At 70.8% G+C, this 15738-nt stretch carries 11 protein-coding genes; all 11 read right to left on the reverse strand.

The annotated features are described in order from the left end of the window. Window positions 1–47: 47 nt before the first annotated feature. Window positions 48–1976, reverse strand: a complete 1929-nt coding sequence (locus ACFYOU_RS06740; protein WP_391303960.1) for a TIGR03960 family B12-binding radical SAM protein — start codon at window positions 1974–1976, stop codon at window positions 48–50. Between the two features lie 62 nt (window positions 1977–2038). Beyond that, window positions 2039–3721 carry a CHAD domain-containing protein gene (locus tag ACFYOU_RS06745; protein WP_391303961.1) on the reverse strand — a complete coding sequence of 561 codons (1683 nt, stop codon included), beginning with the start codon at window positions 3719–3721 and terminating at the stop codon, window positions 2039–2041. Between the two features lie 136 nt (window positions 3722–3857). Beyond that, complete coding sequence (gene rodA / locus ACFYOU_RS06750) at window positions 3858–5057, reverse strand: rod shape-determining protein RodA (RefSeq protein WP_391303962.1); 1200 nt, start codon at window positions 5055–5057, stop codon at window positions 3858–3860. Continuing rightward, complete coding sequence (gene mrdA / locus ACFYOU_RS06755) at window positions 5057–7234, reverse strand: penicillin-binding protein 2 (RefSeq protein WP_389763141.1); 2178 nt, start codon at window positions 7232–7234, stop codon at window positions 5057–5059. Before mrdA ends, rodA begins: the two co-directional genes overlap by 1 nt. Then, the gene (mreD, locus tag ACFYOU_RS06760; protein ID WP_389763143.1) at window positions 7231–7905 is read right to left on the reverse strand and encodes a rod shape-determining protein MreD; all 675 of its coding nucleotides are present in this window, start codon (window positions 7903–7905) and stop codon (window positions 7231–7233) included. The genes mrdA and mreD overlap by 4 nt, the downstream gene beginning before the upstream one ends. 10 nt (window positions 7906–7915) lie before the next feature. Further along, complete coding sequence (mreC, locus tag ACFYOU_RS06765) at window positions 7916–8863, reverse strand: rod shape-determining protein MreC (RefSeq protein ID WP_389763144.1); 948 nt, start codon at window positions 8861–8863, stop codon at window positions 7916–7918. A gap of 211 nt (window positions 8864–9074) precedes the next feature. Then, window positions 9075–10094 (reverse strand): rod shape-determining protein, encoded by a 1020-nt coding sequence (locus ACFYOU_RS06770; protein ID WP_385487478.1) that lies wholly within the window; start codon window positions 10092–10094, stop codon window positions 9075–9077. 410 nt (window positions 10095–10504) lie between these two features. Beyond that, the gene (gene ndk / locus ACFYOU_RS06775) at window positions 10505–10918 is read right to left on the reverse strand and encodes a nucleoside-diphosphate kinase (protein WP_391303963.1); all 414 of its coding nucleotides are present in this window, start codon (window positions 10916–10918) and stop codon (window positions 10505–10507) included. Between the two features lie 67 nt (window positions 10919–10985). Continuing rightward, window positions 10986–11354 carry a DUF4233 domain-containing protein gene (locus ACFYOU_RS06780; RefSeq protein WP_389763145.1) on the reverse strand — a complete coding sequence of 123 codons (369 nt, stop codon included), beginning with the start codon at window positions 11352–11354 and terminating at the stop codon, window positions 10986–10988. 2 nt (window positions 11355–11356) lie between these two features. Continuing rightward, window positions 11357–12880 carry a glutamate ligase domain-containing protein gene (locus ACFYOU_RS06785; RefSeq protein WP_391303964.1) on the reverse strand — a complete coding sequence of 508 codons (1524 nt, stop codon included), beginning with the start codon at window positions 12878–12880 and terminating at the stop codon, window positions 11357–11359. A gap of 125 nt (window positions 12881–13005) precedes the next feature. Next, a complete protein-coding gene (locus ACFYOU_RS06790; protein ID WP_391303965.1) occupies window positions 13006–15627 on the reverse strand; it encodes a valine--tRNA ligase in 2622 nt (873 codons plus the stop codon). Window positions 15628–15738 lie beyond the last annotated feature (111 nt).

Raw genomic sequence — 15738 nt, forward strand, 5'->3', positions numbered from 1 at the left:
CCCGCCCCCACCGATGGTGTTGACGGGCCGCATCGCCTCCGCGCTGCCTACTTGTTGACCACCGACAGCGGCAGCAGCTTCTTGCCGGTCGGGCCGATCTGGATGCTGGTGTCCATCTGAGGACACACCCCGCAGTCGAAGCAGGGGGTCCAGCGGCAGTCCTCGACCTCGGTCTCGTCGAGGGAGTCCTGCCAGTCCTCCCAGAGCCAGTCCTTGTCGAGGCCCGAGTCGAGGTGGTCCCAGGGCAGGACCTCCTCGTAGGTGCGCTCCCGGGTGGTGTACCAGTCGACGTCGATGTCGAAGGCGGGCAGTTCCTTCTCGGCGCAGGCCATCCAGCGGTCGTACGAGAAGTGCTCGCGCCAGCCGTCGAACCGGCCGCCGTCCTCGTAGACGGCGCGGATCACCGTGCCGAGGCGGCGGTCGCCGCGGGACAGCAGGCCCTCGACGATGCCGGGCTTGCCGTCGTGGTAGCGGAAGCCGATGGAGCGGCCGTACTTCTTGTCGCCGCGGATCTTGTCCCGGAGCTTCTGGAGCCGGGCGTCCGTCTCCTCGGCGGAGAGCTGCGGGGCCCACTGGAACGGGGTGTGCGGCTTGGGCACGAAACCGCCGATGGACACCGTGCAGCGGATGTCGTTGGCGCCGGAGACCTCGCGGCCCTTCTGGATCACGTTCATCGCCATGTCGGCGATCTGGAGGACGTCCTCGTCGGTCTCGGTGGGCAGACCGCACATGAAGTACAGCTTCACCTGGCGCCAGCCGTTGCCGTAGGCGGTGGCGACCGTGCGGATCAGGTCCTCCTCCGAGACCATCTTGTTGATGACCTTGCGCATCCGCTCGGAGCCGCCCTCGGGGGCGAAGGTGAGACCGGAGCGGCGCCCGTTGCGGGTCAGTTCGTTCGCCAGGTCCACGTTGAAGGCGTCCACCCGGGTCGACGGGAGGGACAGGCCGATCTTGTCCTCCGTGTACCGGTCGGCGAGGCCCTTGGCGATGTCCCCGATCTCGGAGTGGTCGGCGCTGGACAGCGACAGCAGGCCGACCTCCTCGAAGCCGGTCGCCTTGAGCCCCTTCTCGACCATCTCCCCGATGCCGGTGATGCTGCGCTCGCGGACCGGGCGGGTGATCATGCCGGCCTGGCAGAAGCGACAGCCGCGGGTGCAGCCGCGGAAGATCTCCACGGACATCCGCTCGTGGACGGTCTCGGCGAGCGGTACCAGGGGCTGCTTGGGGTAGGGCCACTCGTCCAGGTCCATGACGGTGTGCTTGGACACCCGCCACGGCACCCCGGAGCGGTTGGGCACGACCCGGCCGATGCGCCCGTCGGGCAGGTACTCGACGTCGTAGAAGCGGGGTACGTACACGCCGCCGGTGCGGGCGAGCCGGAACAGCAGCTCGTCGCGACCGCCGGGCCGGCCCTCGGTCTTCCAGGCGCGGACGATGTCGGTGATCTGGAGCACGGCCTGCTCGCCGTCGCCGATCACCGCGCAGTCGATGAAGTCGGCGATCGGCTCGGGGTTGAACGCCGCGTGGCCGCCGGCGACGACGACCGGGTCGTCGAGTCCGCGGTCCTTGGCCTCCAGCGGGATGCCCGCGAGGTCCAGGGCGGTCAGCATGTTGGTGTAGCCCAGCTCCGTGGAGAAGCTCAGCCCGAACACGTCGAACGCCTTCACCGGGCGGTGCGCGTCCACCGTGAACTGCGGGACGTCGTGCTCCCGCATCAGCTCCTCCAGGTCGGGCCAGACGCTGTAGGTGCGTTCGGCGAGGACGCCCTCGCGCTCGTTCAGCACCTCGTAGAGGATCATGACGCCCTGGTTGGGCAGACCGACCTCGTAGGCGTCCGGGTACATGAGGGCCCAGCGGACATCGCAGGCGTCCCACGGCTTGACGGTGGAGTTGAGTTCCCCTCCGACGTACTGGATGGGCTTCTGGACGTGCGGGAGAAGCGCTTCCAGGCGGGGGAAGACCGACTCGACAGGCATCGTGGCGTCTCTCGTGAGCTGGCGGGGGACGCCCCGCGGGAAGAGCGGGGTGACCCTCAAGCCTAGCGCGTCCCGCGAAGCCCCCGGGTGGCTCGTTCGGCGGCCTCCCACGCGGCGGGCAGTTCGGCCTCGTAGCCGTCGGCCCGGCGTTCCTCGTGGCCGTGGATCAGTCCGTAGGTGAACGCGTTCTCGCGGGCGGCGTGGGCCTGGGTCGCGAGGTCCCGCAGGGTGGTGCGGGTCATCACGCTGTCCTGGTGCTCGCCCAGCAGGTCCTGGAGGGCCTTGCTGCCGCGGATGGCCTGCTTGGCGGGCTTGCCCAAGGTGTCCAGGGCGGCCTCGGCGGCGTAGCGGAGCCGTTTGGCCTTCTTGCGGGCCTCGTGCATCGCGAGGTCGCGTTCGGGGCCGCTGGGACGTTCGAGGGCCTCTTCGACCAGGGCGGCGAGCTTCCCGAAGTCCTTGCGGGCAGCCCGGTGGATCACGGTGGTGGCGTCCCGGGCGGCGGCGGGGAGCAGGGGCGGGTCGGCGAGCAGCGCGTCCAGGGCGTCGAGGAGGGCGAGGTAGCGCTTGCCGTTGAGGACGGTGATCAGTCGGCGGCGGGAGCCGCCGCGCCGGGCGTGCGCCCAGGTGCGCAGTCGGGTGCGGACGGGGCCGATCACGAGGTTGCGGGGCAGTTCGACGAAGTGGCCGGTGAGCCGTTCGGTGAGGACCTCGGCGTCCCGGTCGATGCCGAGTTCTCCGGCGAGCCACTTGAGTTCCGCGCCGATGGGGTCGGTGACGGCGCGGTCGAGGACCTTGGAGTAGGACCGGAAGGTGCTGCGGGCGCGGCGGGTGGCGACGCGCAGGCGGTGGACGGAGTCGTACTCGTTGCGGCGGACGGCGGGGTCGAGGGAGACGATGGCGTCCCGCTGGGCGGTGAGGTAGGCGAGGACGGGGGCCGCGGCGGTGCCCTCGTACGGGGAGCGGGGGGCGGTGGCCGGCGTGTGCCGGTCGGACGCCACCGGGGTGTGCCGTTCCGGGACGACCGGCGTGTGCCGTTCGGGGATGGCCGGCGTGTGCCGTTCCGGGACGACCGGGGTGTGTCGGTCGGACGCGACCGGCGTGTGTCGGTCGGGTACCACCGGCGTGTGTCGGTCGGGGGTGGTCTCGGTGAGGGCGCGGGACAGTTTGGAGGCGGAGGCGGAGCGGCGCAGTCCGGCCTTGCGGAGTTTCTTCTCGATCTTGTCGAGGAAGGCGGGCCGTTGGTCCGGGCCGAGTTCGACCTCGACCTCGGTCCAGCCGGTGGTGGCGTCGCCGCCGCTGAGCCGCTGCGCGCGGACCACGTCCACGCTGAGTTCGGCCAGCAGGGTGCCGTCGGCGTCGACGAGGTGGTGGACGTCGCGGGTGGAGCGCAGTCGGATCACCGGGACGAGGGGGGCGCTGCGCACCCGGGAGCGGACGAGTCCGGTGAGGGTGCGGGGCGGGGCGGCCGACAGGGGGGCGCGGATCTCGTCGCGCACGTCCTGGGCGACGGGGAGCTTCAGGTGCCAGCCGGCGTCAGCGCCGCCGGTGCGTCGGCGCAGGGTGATCGACGCGGCGGCGAGACGGTGGTCGACGGTGTCGTAGTAGACGGCGTCCAGCTCGGTGACGCCCTGGTGGACGACGGCCGAGACCCCGCCGACGGCGGTCAGGTCCGGTAGCGCCCGGTCGCTCTGGTTCGGGTCGGTGGCTTCGTACTTACGCTCGATCTCGCGCTGTATATCCGCCATGCACCGAATCTAGACGGATTTCGCCCCGTCCGGCAGACCTCGGGGCCCCCGAGCGGCCGGAAAGGGGCGGGAACGGCGGGAAATCCGTGGCCGGGTCGGGGTCGGTGCCCGGGTGGTGGCGCCGACCCCGGTGCGGTCAGGCGGACAGGGGTCGCTGGACCCGGATCGACTGGAGGAGTCCCACGGCGACCCACACGGCGAACATCGAGGACCCCCCGTAGGAGACGAAGGGCAGGGGGAGGCCGGCGACGGGCATGATGCCGAGGGTCATGCCGATGTTCTCGAAGGACTGGAAGGCGAACCAGGCGATGATCCCGGCGGCGACGATGGTGCCGTACAGCTCGGTCGTCTCGCGGGCGATGCGGCAGGCGCGCCAGAGCAGCACGCCGAGCAGGACGATGATCAGTCCGGCGCCGATGAAGCCGAGTTCCTCGCCGGCGACGGTGAAGACGAAGTCGGTCTGCTGTTCGGGGACGAACTGGCCGGTGGTCTGGGAGCCCTTGAACAGGCCCATGCCGGTGAGACCGCCGGAGCCGATGGCGATGCGGGCCTGGTTGGTGTTGTAGCCGACGCCGGCGGGGTCGAGTTCCGGGTTGGCGAAGGCCGCGAAGCGGTTGATCTGGTACTCGTCGAGGACGTTCAGCTGCCAGACGGCGACGGCTCCGAGGGCGCCGGCGCCGAGGATGCCGAAGACCCAGCGGTTGGAGGCGCCGGAGGCGAGCAGGACGCCCAGCACGATCATCGCCATCACCATGACCGACCCCAGGTCGGGCATGAGCATCACGACGGCGATGGGGATGACGGCGAGGCCGAGCGCCTGGACGACGGTGCGGTGGCCGGGGTGGAGCCGGTCGCCGGCGTCGACCCGGGCGGCGAGCAGCATCGCCATGCCCAGGATGATCGTGATCTTCACGAATTCGGAGGGCTGGAGCGAGAAGCCGCCGCCGATGACGATCCAGGCGTGGGCGCCGTTGATGGTGGCGCCGAGCGGGGTGAGGACCAGCAGCACGAGGAAGACCGAGATGCCGTAGAGGACCGGTACGGCGGTGCGCAGGGTGCGGTGGCCGAGCCAGATCGTGCCGATCATCAGGGTGATGCCGATGCCGGTGTTGAGCAGGTGGCGGAAGAGGAAGTAGTAGGGGTCGCCCTGGTTGAGCTCGGTGCGGTTGCGGGTGGAGGAGTAGACGAGGACGGCGCCGATGAGGGAGAGGGCGGCGGCGGACAGCAGTATCGGCCAGTCGAGGCGGCGCAACAGGCCGTCGCGGGCGGTGACCCGGGTGAGCCAGGACCGCTCGGGGCCGTACCCGGAGACGGAGAAGCCGTGGGAGCCGCTCATCAGTCACGCCTCCCGGTACCCGGCGCGGGGGGTCCGGCCAGTCCCTGCGAGGTGGGGGACGGCTCGGGCTGCGGCTTGTAGGGCTTGATCCTGGGGGCGTCGATGGAGCCGTCGCGCTGGATCTTCGGGAGGGTCTTCTGCGGTTGGGGCAGGAGGGCCTTCTTGCGGTCGATCTTGCCGTCGGGGCTGACGCCGTAGAGGGCGTTGTACACGTTGCGCACGGCGGGCGCGGAGGCGCCGGAGCCGGTGCCGCCCTGGGCGATGGTCATGACGATGGTGTAGTCGTCGGTGTAGGTGGCGAACCAGGAGGTCGTCTGCTTGCCGTGGACCTCGGCGGTGCCGGTCTTGGCGTGCATCGGGATCTTGTCCTGGGGCCAGCCGGTGAAGCGCCAGGCGGCGGTGCCACGGGTGGCGACGCCTTCGAGGGCTTCGTCTATCTTGCCGAGGGTCTTGCGGGACAGCGGGAGCTTGCCGTGCGCCTTGGGCTTGATCTCCGTGGCCTTCTTGCCGTCGGGGCTGATGATCGCCTTGCCGACGCTGGGGTCGTACATGGTGCCGCCGTTGGCGAGGGCGCCGTAGATGGTGGCCATCTGTATCGGCGTGACGAGGGTGTCGCCCTGGCCGATGCTGTAGTTGACGGAGTCACCGGCACGCATGAGGTTGCCTTCGAGGCAGTTCTCGTAGGAGAGCTGCTCCACGAAGTCGCCGCCCTTCTTGCCGGCCTTGCACCAGGCGTCCTTGTTGGCCTTCCAGAAGTCGCGCTTCCACTGGCGGTCGGGGATGCGGCCGGTGACCTCGTTGGGGAGGTCGATGCCGGTCTCCTTGCCGAGGCCGAACTGGTGGGCGGTCTTGTAGAACCAGTCGTTGGCCTTCTTCTTCGGCTTGGTGCCGCCGTCCCGCTTCCACTCCTCGTGGGCGAGGCGGTAGAAGACGGTGTCGCAGGAGACCTCCAGGGCCTGGCCGAGGTCGATCGATCCGTACCCCTTGGACTCGAAGTTGTTGAAGACCTGGCCGCCGATGGCGTACGAGCTGGAGCACTCGTAGCGGTCGTTGAAGCCGTAGCCGGCGTTGACGGCGGCGGCGACGGGGACCACCTTGAAGATGGAGCCGGGGGCGGCCTGGCCCTGGATGGCGCGGTTGAGCAGGGGGTAGTTGGAGGACTTGCCGGTGAGTCGGGCGTAGTCCTTGCCGGAGATGCCGCCGACCCAGGCGTTGGGGTCGTAGGTCGGGTTGGAGGCCATGGCGACGACGCGGCCGGTCTTGGACTCCATGACGACGATGGCCCCGGAGTCGGCCTTGTAGTTCATCCGGGTGTTGTCGTCGTAGACCTTGCGGGCTTCCTTGAGCGCCTTGTTCAGCTCGTACTCGGCGACGCCCTGGACCCGGGCGTCGATGCTGGTGACGACGTTGGCGCCGGGTTCGGCCTCGTCGCTCTTGGCGAGGCCCATCACGCGGCCGAGGTTGTCGACCTCGTAGCGGGTGACGCCGGCCTTGCCCCGCAACTCCTTGTCGTACTGCCGTTCGAGACCGCTGCGGCCCACCTGGTCGGAGCGGAGGTACGGCGAGTCGCTGTCCTTGGCCTTCTCGATCTCGCCGTCGGTGACCGGCGAGAGGTAACCGAGGACCTGGGCGGTGTTGGCGTTGCCGGGCGAGGCGTAGCGGCGCACGGCGGTGGGTTCGGCGGTGATGCCGGGGAAGTCCTCGGCGCGCTCGCGGATCTGGAGGGCCTGCTTCGGGGTGGCCTCGTCGGTGATGGGGATCGGCTGGTAGGGGGAGCCGTTCCAGCAGGGCTGGGGCGTCTCGGAGTCGCAGAGGCGGACCTTGTCGGTGACCTCCTTCGCGGGGACACCGAGGACCCCGGCGAGCTTGGTGAGCACGCCCTTGCCGTCGTCCTTCATCTTCATCAGGTCGGTGCGGGAGGCGGAGACCACGAGCCGGGTCTCGTTGTCGGCGATCGGTACGCCGCGGGCGTCCAGGATGGAGCCGCGCACCGCGGGCTGGACGACGCGCTGGACGCCGTTGCCGGACGCCTCCTTGGCGTACTCCTCGCCGTTGCGGACCTGGAGGTACCAGAGCCGCCCGCCGAGGGTGAGCAGCAGGGAGACGACCAGCACCTGGATGACGACGAGCCGGATCTGGACCCGGGGCGTGCGGCCGGTCTCCGGAATGTTGGTCACAGTCGCTTGGCCCCCTTGACCTTGATGCGTCCCGCGCGCGCCACCCGGGCCCGCGCCGCCTTGGCGCGCAGCCCGCCGCGCTGGCTGCCGATCCGCAGGCCGGTGCCGGAGGCCAGCCAGCCGGCCGAGACGTCGCTCTTGGCGGCGGCGTTGGTCTCGGCGAGCGGATCGTTGTCGGCGCGTCTGGCGAGCGCCATGATGAACGGCACGGTGAACGGCGCGAGCAACAGGTCGTAGAGCGCCGCGGTGAACAGCAGGCTGCCCAGGCCCACGTGGCGGGCTGCGGTGTCGCCGACGAGGGCGCCGACACCGGCGTAGAGCAGGGTGGAGCCGATGGCGGAGCCCACGACGACCAGCATCGGGCCGGCGGCGGACTGGAGGCGCCCGTTCTCCGGCTTGGCGAGCCCGGCGAGGTAGCCGATGACGCACAGCACCAGTGCGTACCGGCCCACGGCGTGGTCGGCGGGCGGCGCGAGGTCGGCGAGGAGTCCGGCGCCGAAGCCGACCAGGGCGCCGCCGACGTGCCCGTAGACCAGGGCGAGGCCGAGCACGGTGAGCAGCAGCAGGTCGGGTACGGCGCCGGGCAGTTGCAGTCGGGCGAGGACGCTCACCTGGATGACCAGGGCGGCCACCACGAGGGGGGCCGAAAGCAGCATCCGGTTGAAGCGCATGGTCGGGCTCCTACGGCACTGGGGTCTGTCCGGCCTGGCCGGGTACCTGCGCGGACGGGGTGACGGTGACGGTCACGGTCGGCGTGGGGGTGGGCTTCGGGGCGGGCGGCAGGACGGTGTCGCGCGGGTCCTTGCGGGGGGCCTCGACGACGACGCCGACGATGTCGAGCTTGGTGAACCCGACGTAGGGCTTCACGTAGACGGTGCGGGTGAGGTCGCCGCCGGACGGGTCGACGCGGACGACCTGGCCGACGGGGACGCCGGGGACGAAGGGCTTGTCGGCGGCGGAGCCGAAGGTGACGAGCCGGTCGCCCTTCTTGACCTTGGACTTGCCGTTGAGCAGGTCGACCCGGAGCGGGCCGTCGCCGCCGCCGGAGGTGAAGCCGAGTTCGTCGGTCTTCTCCATCCGGGTGCCGACGGTGAAGTCGGGGTCGTTGGCGAGCAGGACCGTGGCGGTGCCGGGGCCGACGGTGGTGACCCGGCCGACGAGTCCGTCCCCGTTGAGGACGGTCATGTCGCGCTCGATGCCGTCACGGGCGCCCGCGTCGATGGTGACGGTCCAGGAGAAGCCCTGTGCGGCTCCTATCCCGATGACCTCGGCGGCCTTGACGCCGTACTGCCCGGCTCCGGCCTTCTTGAGCAGGGAGTCGAGTTGGCGGACCCGGCTGCGGTTGCGGTCGTCGCTGCCGAGACGGGTCTTCAGGGCGGCGTTCTCGCGCTCCAGGGTGGTGATGCGGCTGTGGCGTTCGCCGGAGTCGCGGACCGCGGCGATCGCGTTGCCGATGGGGTCGACCGCGGAGGACACCCCGTTCTCGACGGGTCCCAGGACCGTTGCGGCGGCCCGGCGGGCGCCGTCCACCGGTGAGTCCTCGCCGCCCCTGATGTCCACGGTGATCAGCGCGAACGCGATGGCGATCAGCAGCACCAGGAGCAGCCGGCTCTCTCGTGTGTCCCTCACGTGCGGCGGCCGTGCCTTCCTCGTCGGAATGTGTGCTCTTGTCTCTGTACCCGTGACGGTCCCTCGACCGGCGACCGTCCCGCCGCAAGCCCCGGTCCGGACGGCCGGTGAAGGGCGGGTGACGGTCCGTCCGGCCGGTCCCGCACGGTGGTGCGACGCGCCCGGCGCCCTCCTGCCGCCCGGCGCGCGCCGGGCGGCAGGAGGGTCGGGGTCATCTGCGGGGCTGGGCGTCCAGCACCTGCTGGAGCGCCTCGAACTCCTCGACGCACTTGCCGGAGCCGAGCGCGACGGAGTCCAGCGGGTCCTCGGCGATGTGGATCGGCATGCCGGTCTCGCGGCGCAGCCGCTCGTCGAGGCCGCGCAGCAGGGCGCCGCCGCCGGTGAGGACGATGCCGCGGTCCATGACGTCGCCGGAGAGTTCCGGCGGGCACTTGTCGAGGGTGGTCTTCACCGCGTCCACGATCGCGTTCACGGGTTCCTCGATGGCCTTGCGGACCTCGGCGGCCGAGATGACCACGGTCTTCGGCAGTCCGGAGACCAGGTCGCGGCCGCGGATCTCGGTGTGCTCGTCCTGGTCGAGGTCGTACGCGGAACCGATCGTGATCTTGATCTGTTCGGCGGTGCGCTCGCCCAGCAGGAGGCTGTACTCCTTCTTGATGTGCTGGATGATCGCGTTGTCCAGCTCGTCGCCGGCGACCCGGATCGACTGGGCCGTGACGATGCCGCCGAGGGAGATCACGGCGACCTCCGTGGTGCCGCCGCCGATGTCCACGACCATGTTGCCGGTGGCCTCGTGGACGGGGAGGCCGGAGCCGATGGCCGCGGCCATGGGCTCCTCGATGATGTGCACCTGACGGGCGCCCGCCTGGGACGACGCCTCGATGACCGCACGGCGTTCGACCCCGGTGATGCCCGAGGGCACGCAGACCACGACGCGGGGGCGCGCGAGGTACCGCCGCTTGTGGATCTTGAGGATGAAGTAGCGGAGCATCCGTTCGGTGATCTCGAAGTCGGCGATCACGCCGTCCTTCAGGGGGCGCACGGCCACGATGTTGCCCGGAGTGCGCCCGATCATCTTCTTCGCTTCGGCGCCGACCGCGAGGATGCCACCGGTGTTGGTGTTGATCGCGACGACGGACGGCTCGTTGAGAACGATCCCCCGGCCCCTGACGTACACCAGCGTGTTGGCGGTCCCGAGGTCGACAGCCATGTCACGGCCGATGAACGACATGTTGTTCCCCAAGAGGATGCGTCTGGCCTTCCCGGACGAGCGGATGAGTGCTCTTCAGGTCGGCATGTGGGTGCTGTGTGGCGTGAAGGCTTCCATCGTAGTCTCGCCTGCACGGACACGGCGCGAGGGTCTTCGCCATTGTCAGCAGATGAAGTGCTGCCCCGCTATGGGGGACGTGCGGATGGGGCCCTGCGTTCCCCCGATCGGCGCGCACCTGCCCGGCGGCGGCGAGGTTTCCCGGGTGCCGCCCCCGCGCGGGGTGCGCTGATGCTCCGTCAAGGGCGCCGCCCCGGGGTCCTCCGCCGCCGGGCCGACGTGCGCGTGGCGGCCGACGTGCGCGTGCGGCCGGCCGCACGCGCAGGCGGGCCGGCCGGGTACGCGGGCCGACCGCCCGAGCAGGCGGTCCGCGGTCAGACGAGGCCGGGGAAGAAGATCTTCAGCTCCCGCTCGGCGGACTCCTCGGAGTCCGAGGCGTGGATCAGGTTCTCCCGGGTGACGGTGCCGAAGTCGCCGCGGATGGAACCGGGGGCCGCCGCGATCGGGTCGGTGGGGCCGGCCAGCGTACGGATGCCCTCGATGACCCGCTCGCCCTCGACGACCAGCGCGACCACCGAGCCGGAGGACATGAAGGCGATCAGCGGCTCGTAGAAGACCTTGCCGACGTGCTCGGCGTAGTGCTGCTCCAGGGTGGCCTGGTCGAGCGTCCGCAGCTCCAGCGCGGTGATCCGCCAGTCGGCCTTGCGTTCGATGCGACCGACGATCTCGCCCACCAGACCGCGCTTCACGGCGTCGGGCTTGAGCAGGACGAGGCTGCGCTGGGTCATGGGGTGCGGCTCCTTCGGTCACCGGGTGTGCGGGGTTCAGAGGTTACAGGCACCGCACCCCCGTTCGTCACGCAGCGTCAGGCCCTGGGGTGACCGTCCCGTCCTCGCTCAGTGCGGCCCAGTGCGCCTTGGCCTCGTCCACCTTCCGTCCGAAGTGCAGGGACGCCCACCACAGGCCGCCGAAGCAGAGCCCGAGGACGAACATCATGGGGACGTAGACACCACTGACGACCAGCGCGATCTGGAGGCCCCAGCCGAGCCGGACGCCCAGCGGCTTGCCCACGATCCCGCACAGCAGCAGGCTCACCGCCATCAGCACCCCGCACACGGTCCACACCGTGGCCGCGGTCAGATCGGGGTCCTTCATGGCGACCAACCCGGCGAAACCGATCACGAAGAACTCGGCGAGCAGGGTGGTCGAGCAGAGCATGCGCATGGTCAGCCCCTCCCGAGGAGCAGTCGGGCGTCGCCGACGGTGAAGACGGAACCGGTGATGAGCACTCCCCCGCCGGAGAACTCGCCGTCCTCCTCGGCGAGCGTGATCGCCGCCTCGATCGCGTCGTCGATCCGGGGTTCCACCTGGACCCGGTCGTCCCCGAACACCTCCACGGCGATCGCGGCGAGTTCGTCGGCGTCCATCGCGCGGTGGGTGGAGTGCTGGGTGACGACGATCTCCGTGAAGACCGGCTCGAACGCTTCGAGCAGCCCCCGCACGTCCTTGTCCGCGCTGGTGCCGACGACGCCGACGAGGCGGCTGAAACCGAACGCCTCGCCCAGCGATTCGGCCACGGCGCGGGCGCCGGCCGGGTTGTGCGCGGCGTCCAGGACCACCGTCGGCGAACGACGGACGACCTCCAGCCGGCCCGGTGAGGTGACGGCCGCGAACGCCTTGCGGACGGTGTCCACGTCGAGCCGGTTGGCGTGCTGGGAGCCGACCCCGAAGAACGCCTCGACCGCGGCGAGCGCCACGGCCGCGTTGTGCGCCTGGTACACGCCGTGCAGCGGGAGGAACACCTCCTCGTACTCGCCGCCGAGGCCGCGCAGGGTGAGGAGCTGTCCGCCGACGGCGACCTGTCGGGCCAGCACGCCGAACTCCAGGCCCTCGCGGGCCACGGTGGCGTTCACCTCGACGGCCTTCTTCAGCAGGACCTGGGCGGCGTCCACGGGCTGCTGGGCCAGGATCACCGTCGCGTCCTGCTTGATGACCCCGGACTTCTCGGCCGCGATCGCGCCGGGGGTGCCCCCGAGGCGGTCCGTGTGGTCCAGGTCGATGGGGGTGACGACGGCGACCGCGGCGTCGATGACGTTGGTGGCGTCCCAGGTGCCGCCCATGCCGACCTCGACCACGGCGACGTCGACCGGGGCGTCCGCGAAGGCCGCGTACGCCATGCCGGTCAGCACCTCGAAGAAGGAGAGCCGGAAGTCCTGCTGGGCGTCGACCATCTCGACGTACGGCTGGACGTCCCGGTACGTCTCCACGAACCGCTCGGCGGGGATCGGGGCGCCGTCCAGGCTGATCCGCTCGGTGATCGACTGGACGTGGGGCGAGCTGTACCGGCCGGTGCGCAGCTCGAAGGCGCCGAGCAGGGCCTCGATCATGCGGGCGGTGGACGTCTTGCCGTTGGTGCCCGTGATGTGGATCGAGGGGTACGAGCGCTGCGGCTCCCCCAGGACGTCCATCAGCGCGGCGATCCGGGTGACGGACGGCTCCAGCTTGGTCTCGCCCCAGCGGGACGACAGCTCCGTCTCCACCTCGCGCAGCGCCCGGTCCACCTCCGGGTCCTCGGGGCGGCGGGGGAGGTCCGCGGCGGGGTCACCGCCCTGGGTGCGCAGGGTGCGGCTCCCCGCCTCGATCACGGCGAGATCGGGGTCGCGGCCGGTCTCGGCCTCGACGATCTCGTCGAACTGGTCCAGTGCGTCCAGGGGGTCTCGGTCCGGGTCGTCCGGGGGGAACTCGCTCACGGGGCCAGTCTACGGAGCGCCGCCGACAGCGGCTCACCCCCCGCCCGGGCGGGGCGCCGACGCGCCGGAGCCCGGCACCGGTCACGAGGACCGGGCCGGGCTCCGGGCGGGGGCGTGCCCGCCGGTCAGGCGGCCGGCAGCCGCTCCAGCTGGGCCTGGATGCGGGTGATGTCCTCGTCCGCCTTGGCGAGTCGACCACGGATCTTGTCGACCACCTGGTCGGGCGCCTTGGCGAGGAACGCCTCGTTGCCGAGCTTGGCGGTGGCCTGCGCCTTCTCCTTCTCGGCGGCGGCCAGGTCCTTGGCGAGCCGCTTGCGCTCGGCGGCCACGTCGATGGTCCCGGACAGGTCGAGGGCGACCTCGACCCCGGACACCGGCAGGGTCGCCGTGGCGGCGAAGCCCTCGCCCTCGGGCTGGAGCCGCAGCAGCTGCCGGATCGCCGCCTCGTGCGGGGCGAGCGGCGTGCCCTCCAGGGTGAGCCGCGCGGGGACCCGCTGACCGGGCTGGAGGCCCTGGTCGGCACGGAACCGGCGGACCTCGGTGATCAGCTGCTGGACGGTGTCGATCTCCCGCTCGGCCGCGGGGTCCCGGAAGCCGCTGTCCTTCGGCCAGTCGGCGATCACCAGGGACTCGCCGCCGGTGAGGGTGGTCCACAGGGTCTCGGTCACGAACGGCACGATCGGGTGCAGCAGCCGCAGGGTGACGTCCAGGACCTCGCCGAGGACCCGGCCGGAGACCTTCGCCGCCTCGCCGCCGCCCATGAAGGTGGTCTTGGACAGTTCCACGTACCAGTCGAAGACCTCGTCCCACGCGAAGTGGAACAGCGCGTCGGAGAGCTTGGCGAACTGGTAGTCGTCGTAGAACGCGTCGACCTCGGCGACCGTGGCGTTCAGCCGGGACAGGATCCAGCGGTCGGCGGCCGACAGTTCCTCGGCCGGCGGCAACGGGCCCTCGACGGTGGCGCCGTTCATCAGGGCGAACCGGGTGGCGTTCCAGATCTTGTTGGCGAAGTTGCGGGAGCCCTGCACCCAGTCCTCGCCGATCGGCACGTCGACGCCCGGGTTGGCGCCGCGCGCGAGCGTGAAGCGCAGGGCGTCGGAGCCGTACTCGTCCATCCAGTCCAGCGGGTTGACCGCGTTGCCGAAGGACTTCGACATCTTCTTGCCGAACTGGTCGCGGACCATGCCGTGCAGGACGATCGTGCGGAACGGCGGGGTGCCGTCCATCGCGTACAGGCCGAACATCATCATCCGGGCGACCCAGAAGAAGAGGATGTCGTAGCCGGTGACCAGCACGGAGTTCGGGTAGAACTTCGCGAGGCTGTCGGTCCGCTCGGGCCAACCGAGCGTGGAGAACGGCCACAGGCCGGAGGAGAACCAGGTGTCGAGGACGTCGGTGTCCTGGTGCCAGCCCTCACCGGTCGGCGGCTGCTCGTCGGGGCCGACGCAGACGACCTCGCCGTTCGGGCCGTACCAGACGGGGATGCGGTGGCCCCACCAGAGCTGGCGCGAGATGCACCAGTCGTGGAGGTTGTCCACCCAGTCGAAGTACCGCTTCTCCATCTCCTGCGGGTGGATGGCCACCCGACCGTCGCGCACGGCGTCCCCGGCGGCCTTCGCCAGCGGGGCGACCTTGACCCACCACTGGAGGGAGAGCCGGGGCTCGATGGTGGTCTTGCAGCGCGAACAGTGGCCCACCGAGTGGGTGTAGGGGCGCTTCTCGGCCACGATCCGGCCGTCGGCGCGCAGTGCGGCGACGATGGCGCTACGGGCCTCCAGCCGGTCCAGGCCCTGGAACGGGCCGGGGGTGGTGATGACCGCGTGGGCGTCCATCACCGTGACCGAGGGCAGGTCGTGGCGCTGACCGATCTCGAAGTCGTTGGGGTCGTGGGCGGGGGTCACCTTGACGGCGCCGGTGCCGAACTCCGGGTCGACGTGCGCGTCCGCGACGACCGGGATGCGGCGGTCGGTGAGCGGCAGGGCGATGGTCCGCCCGACGAGGTGCCGGTACCGCTCGTCCTCGGGGTGCACGGCAACTGCGGTGTCACCGAGCATGGTCTCGGCGCGGGTGGTCGCGACGACGAGGGAGTCCTCGCCCTCGCCGTAGCGGATGGAGACGAGTTCGCCCTCGTCGTCCTGGTACTCGACCTCGATGTCGGAGATCGCGGTCAGACAGCGCGGGCACCAGTTGATGATGCGCTCGGCGCGGTAGATCAGCTCGTCGTCGAAGAGCCGCTTGAAGATCGTCTGGACGGAGCGGGACAGGCCCTCGTCCATGGTGAAGCGCTCACGGGACCAGTCGACGCCGTCGCCGAGGCGGCGCATCTGCCCGGAGATCTGCCCGCCGGACTCGTCCTTCCACTGCCACACCCGCTCGACGAACGCCTCACGGCCCAGGTCGTGGCGGGACTTGCCCTCCTTGCCCAGCTCGCGCTCCACCACGTTCTGGGTGGCGATGCCGGCGTGGTCCATGCCGGGCTGCCACAGCGTCTCGTGGCCCTGCATGCGCTTGCGGCGGGTCAGGGCGTCGATCAGCGTGTGCTCGAAGGCGTGCCCGAGGTGCAGGACCCCGGTGACGTTCGGCGGCGGGATGACGACGGTGAACGGGGGCTTGTCGCTCTTCGCGTCCGCCTCGAAGTAACCGCGCTCTACCCAGCGCTCGTACAGCTTCCCCTCTACCTCGGCCGGCGCGTACTGGGTCGGCAGTTCCGTGGAGGGGCTTGAGTGCTGCTGCGAGTTCTCGGTCACGGGCCCAGTTTAGGGGCGTCACGGTCCCGTACAGAAACCGTGCGTTTGGTAACGGTGCGGCCCCCGCCGCTGCCTTCCCCCTGGGCGTTGGGTCAGGATGTCGGGAGCACG

This window comes from Streptomyces sp. NPDC005955, assembly GCF_042871255.1.
Lineage (GTDB): Bacteria > Actinomycetota > Actinomycetes > Streptomycetales > Streptomycetaceae > Streptomyces.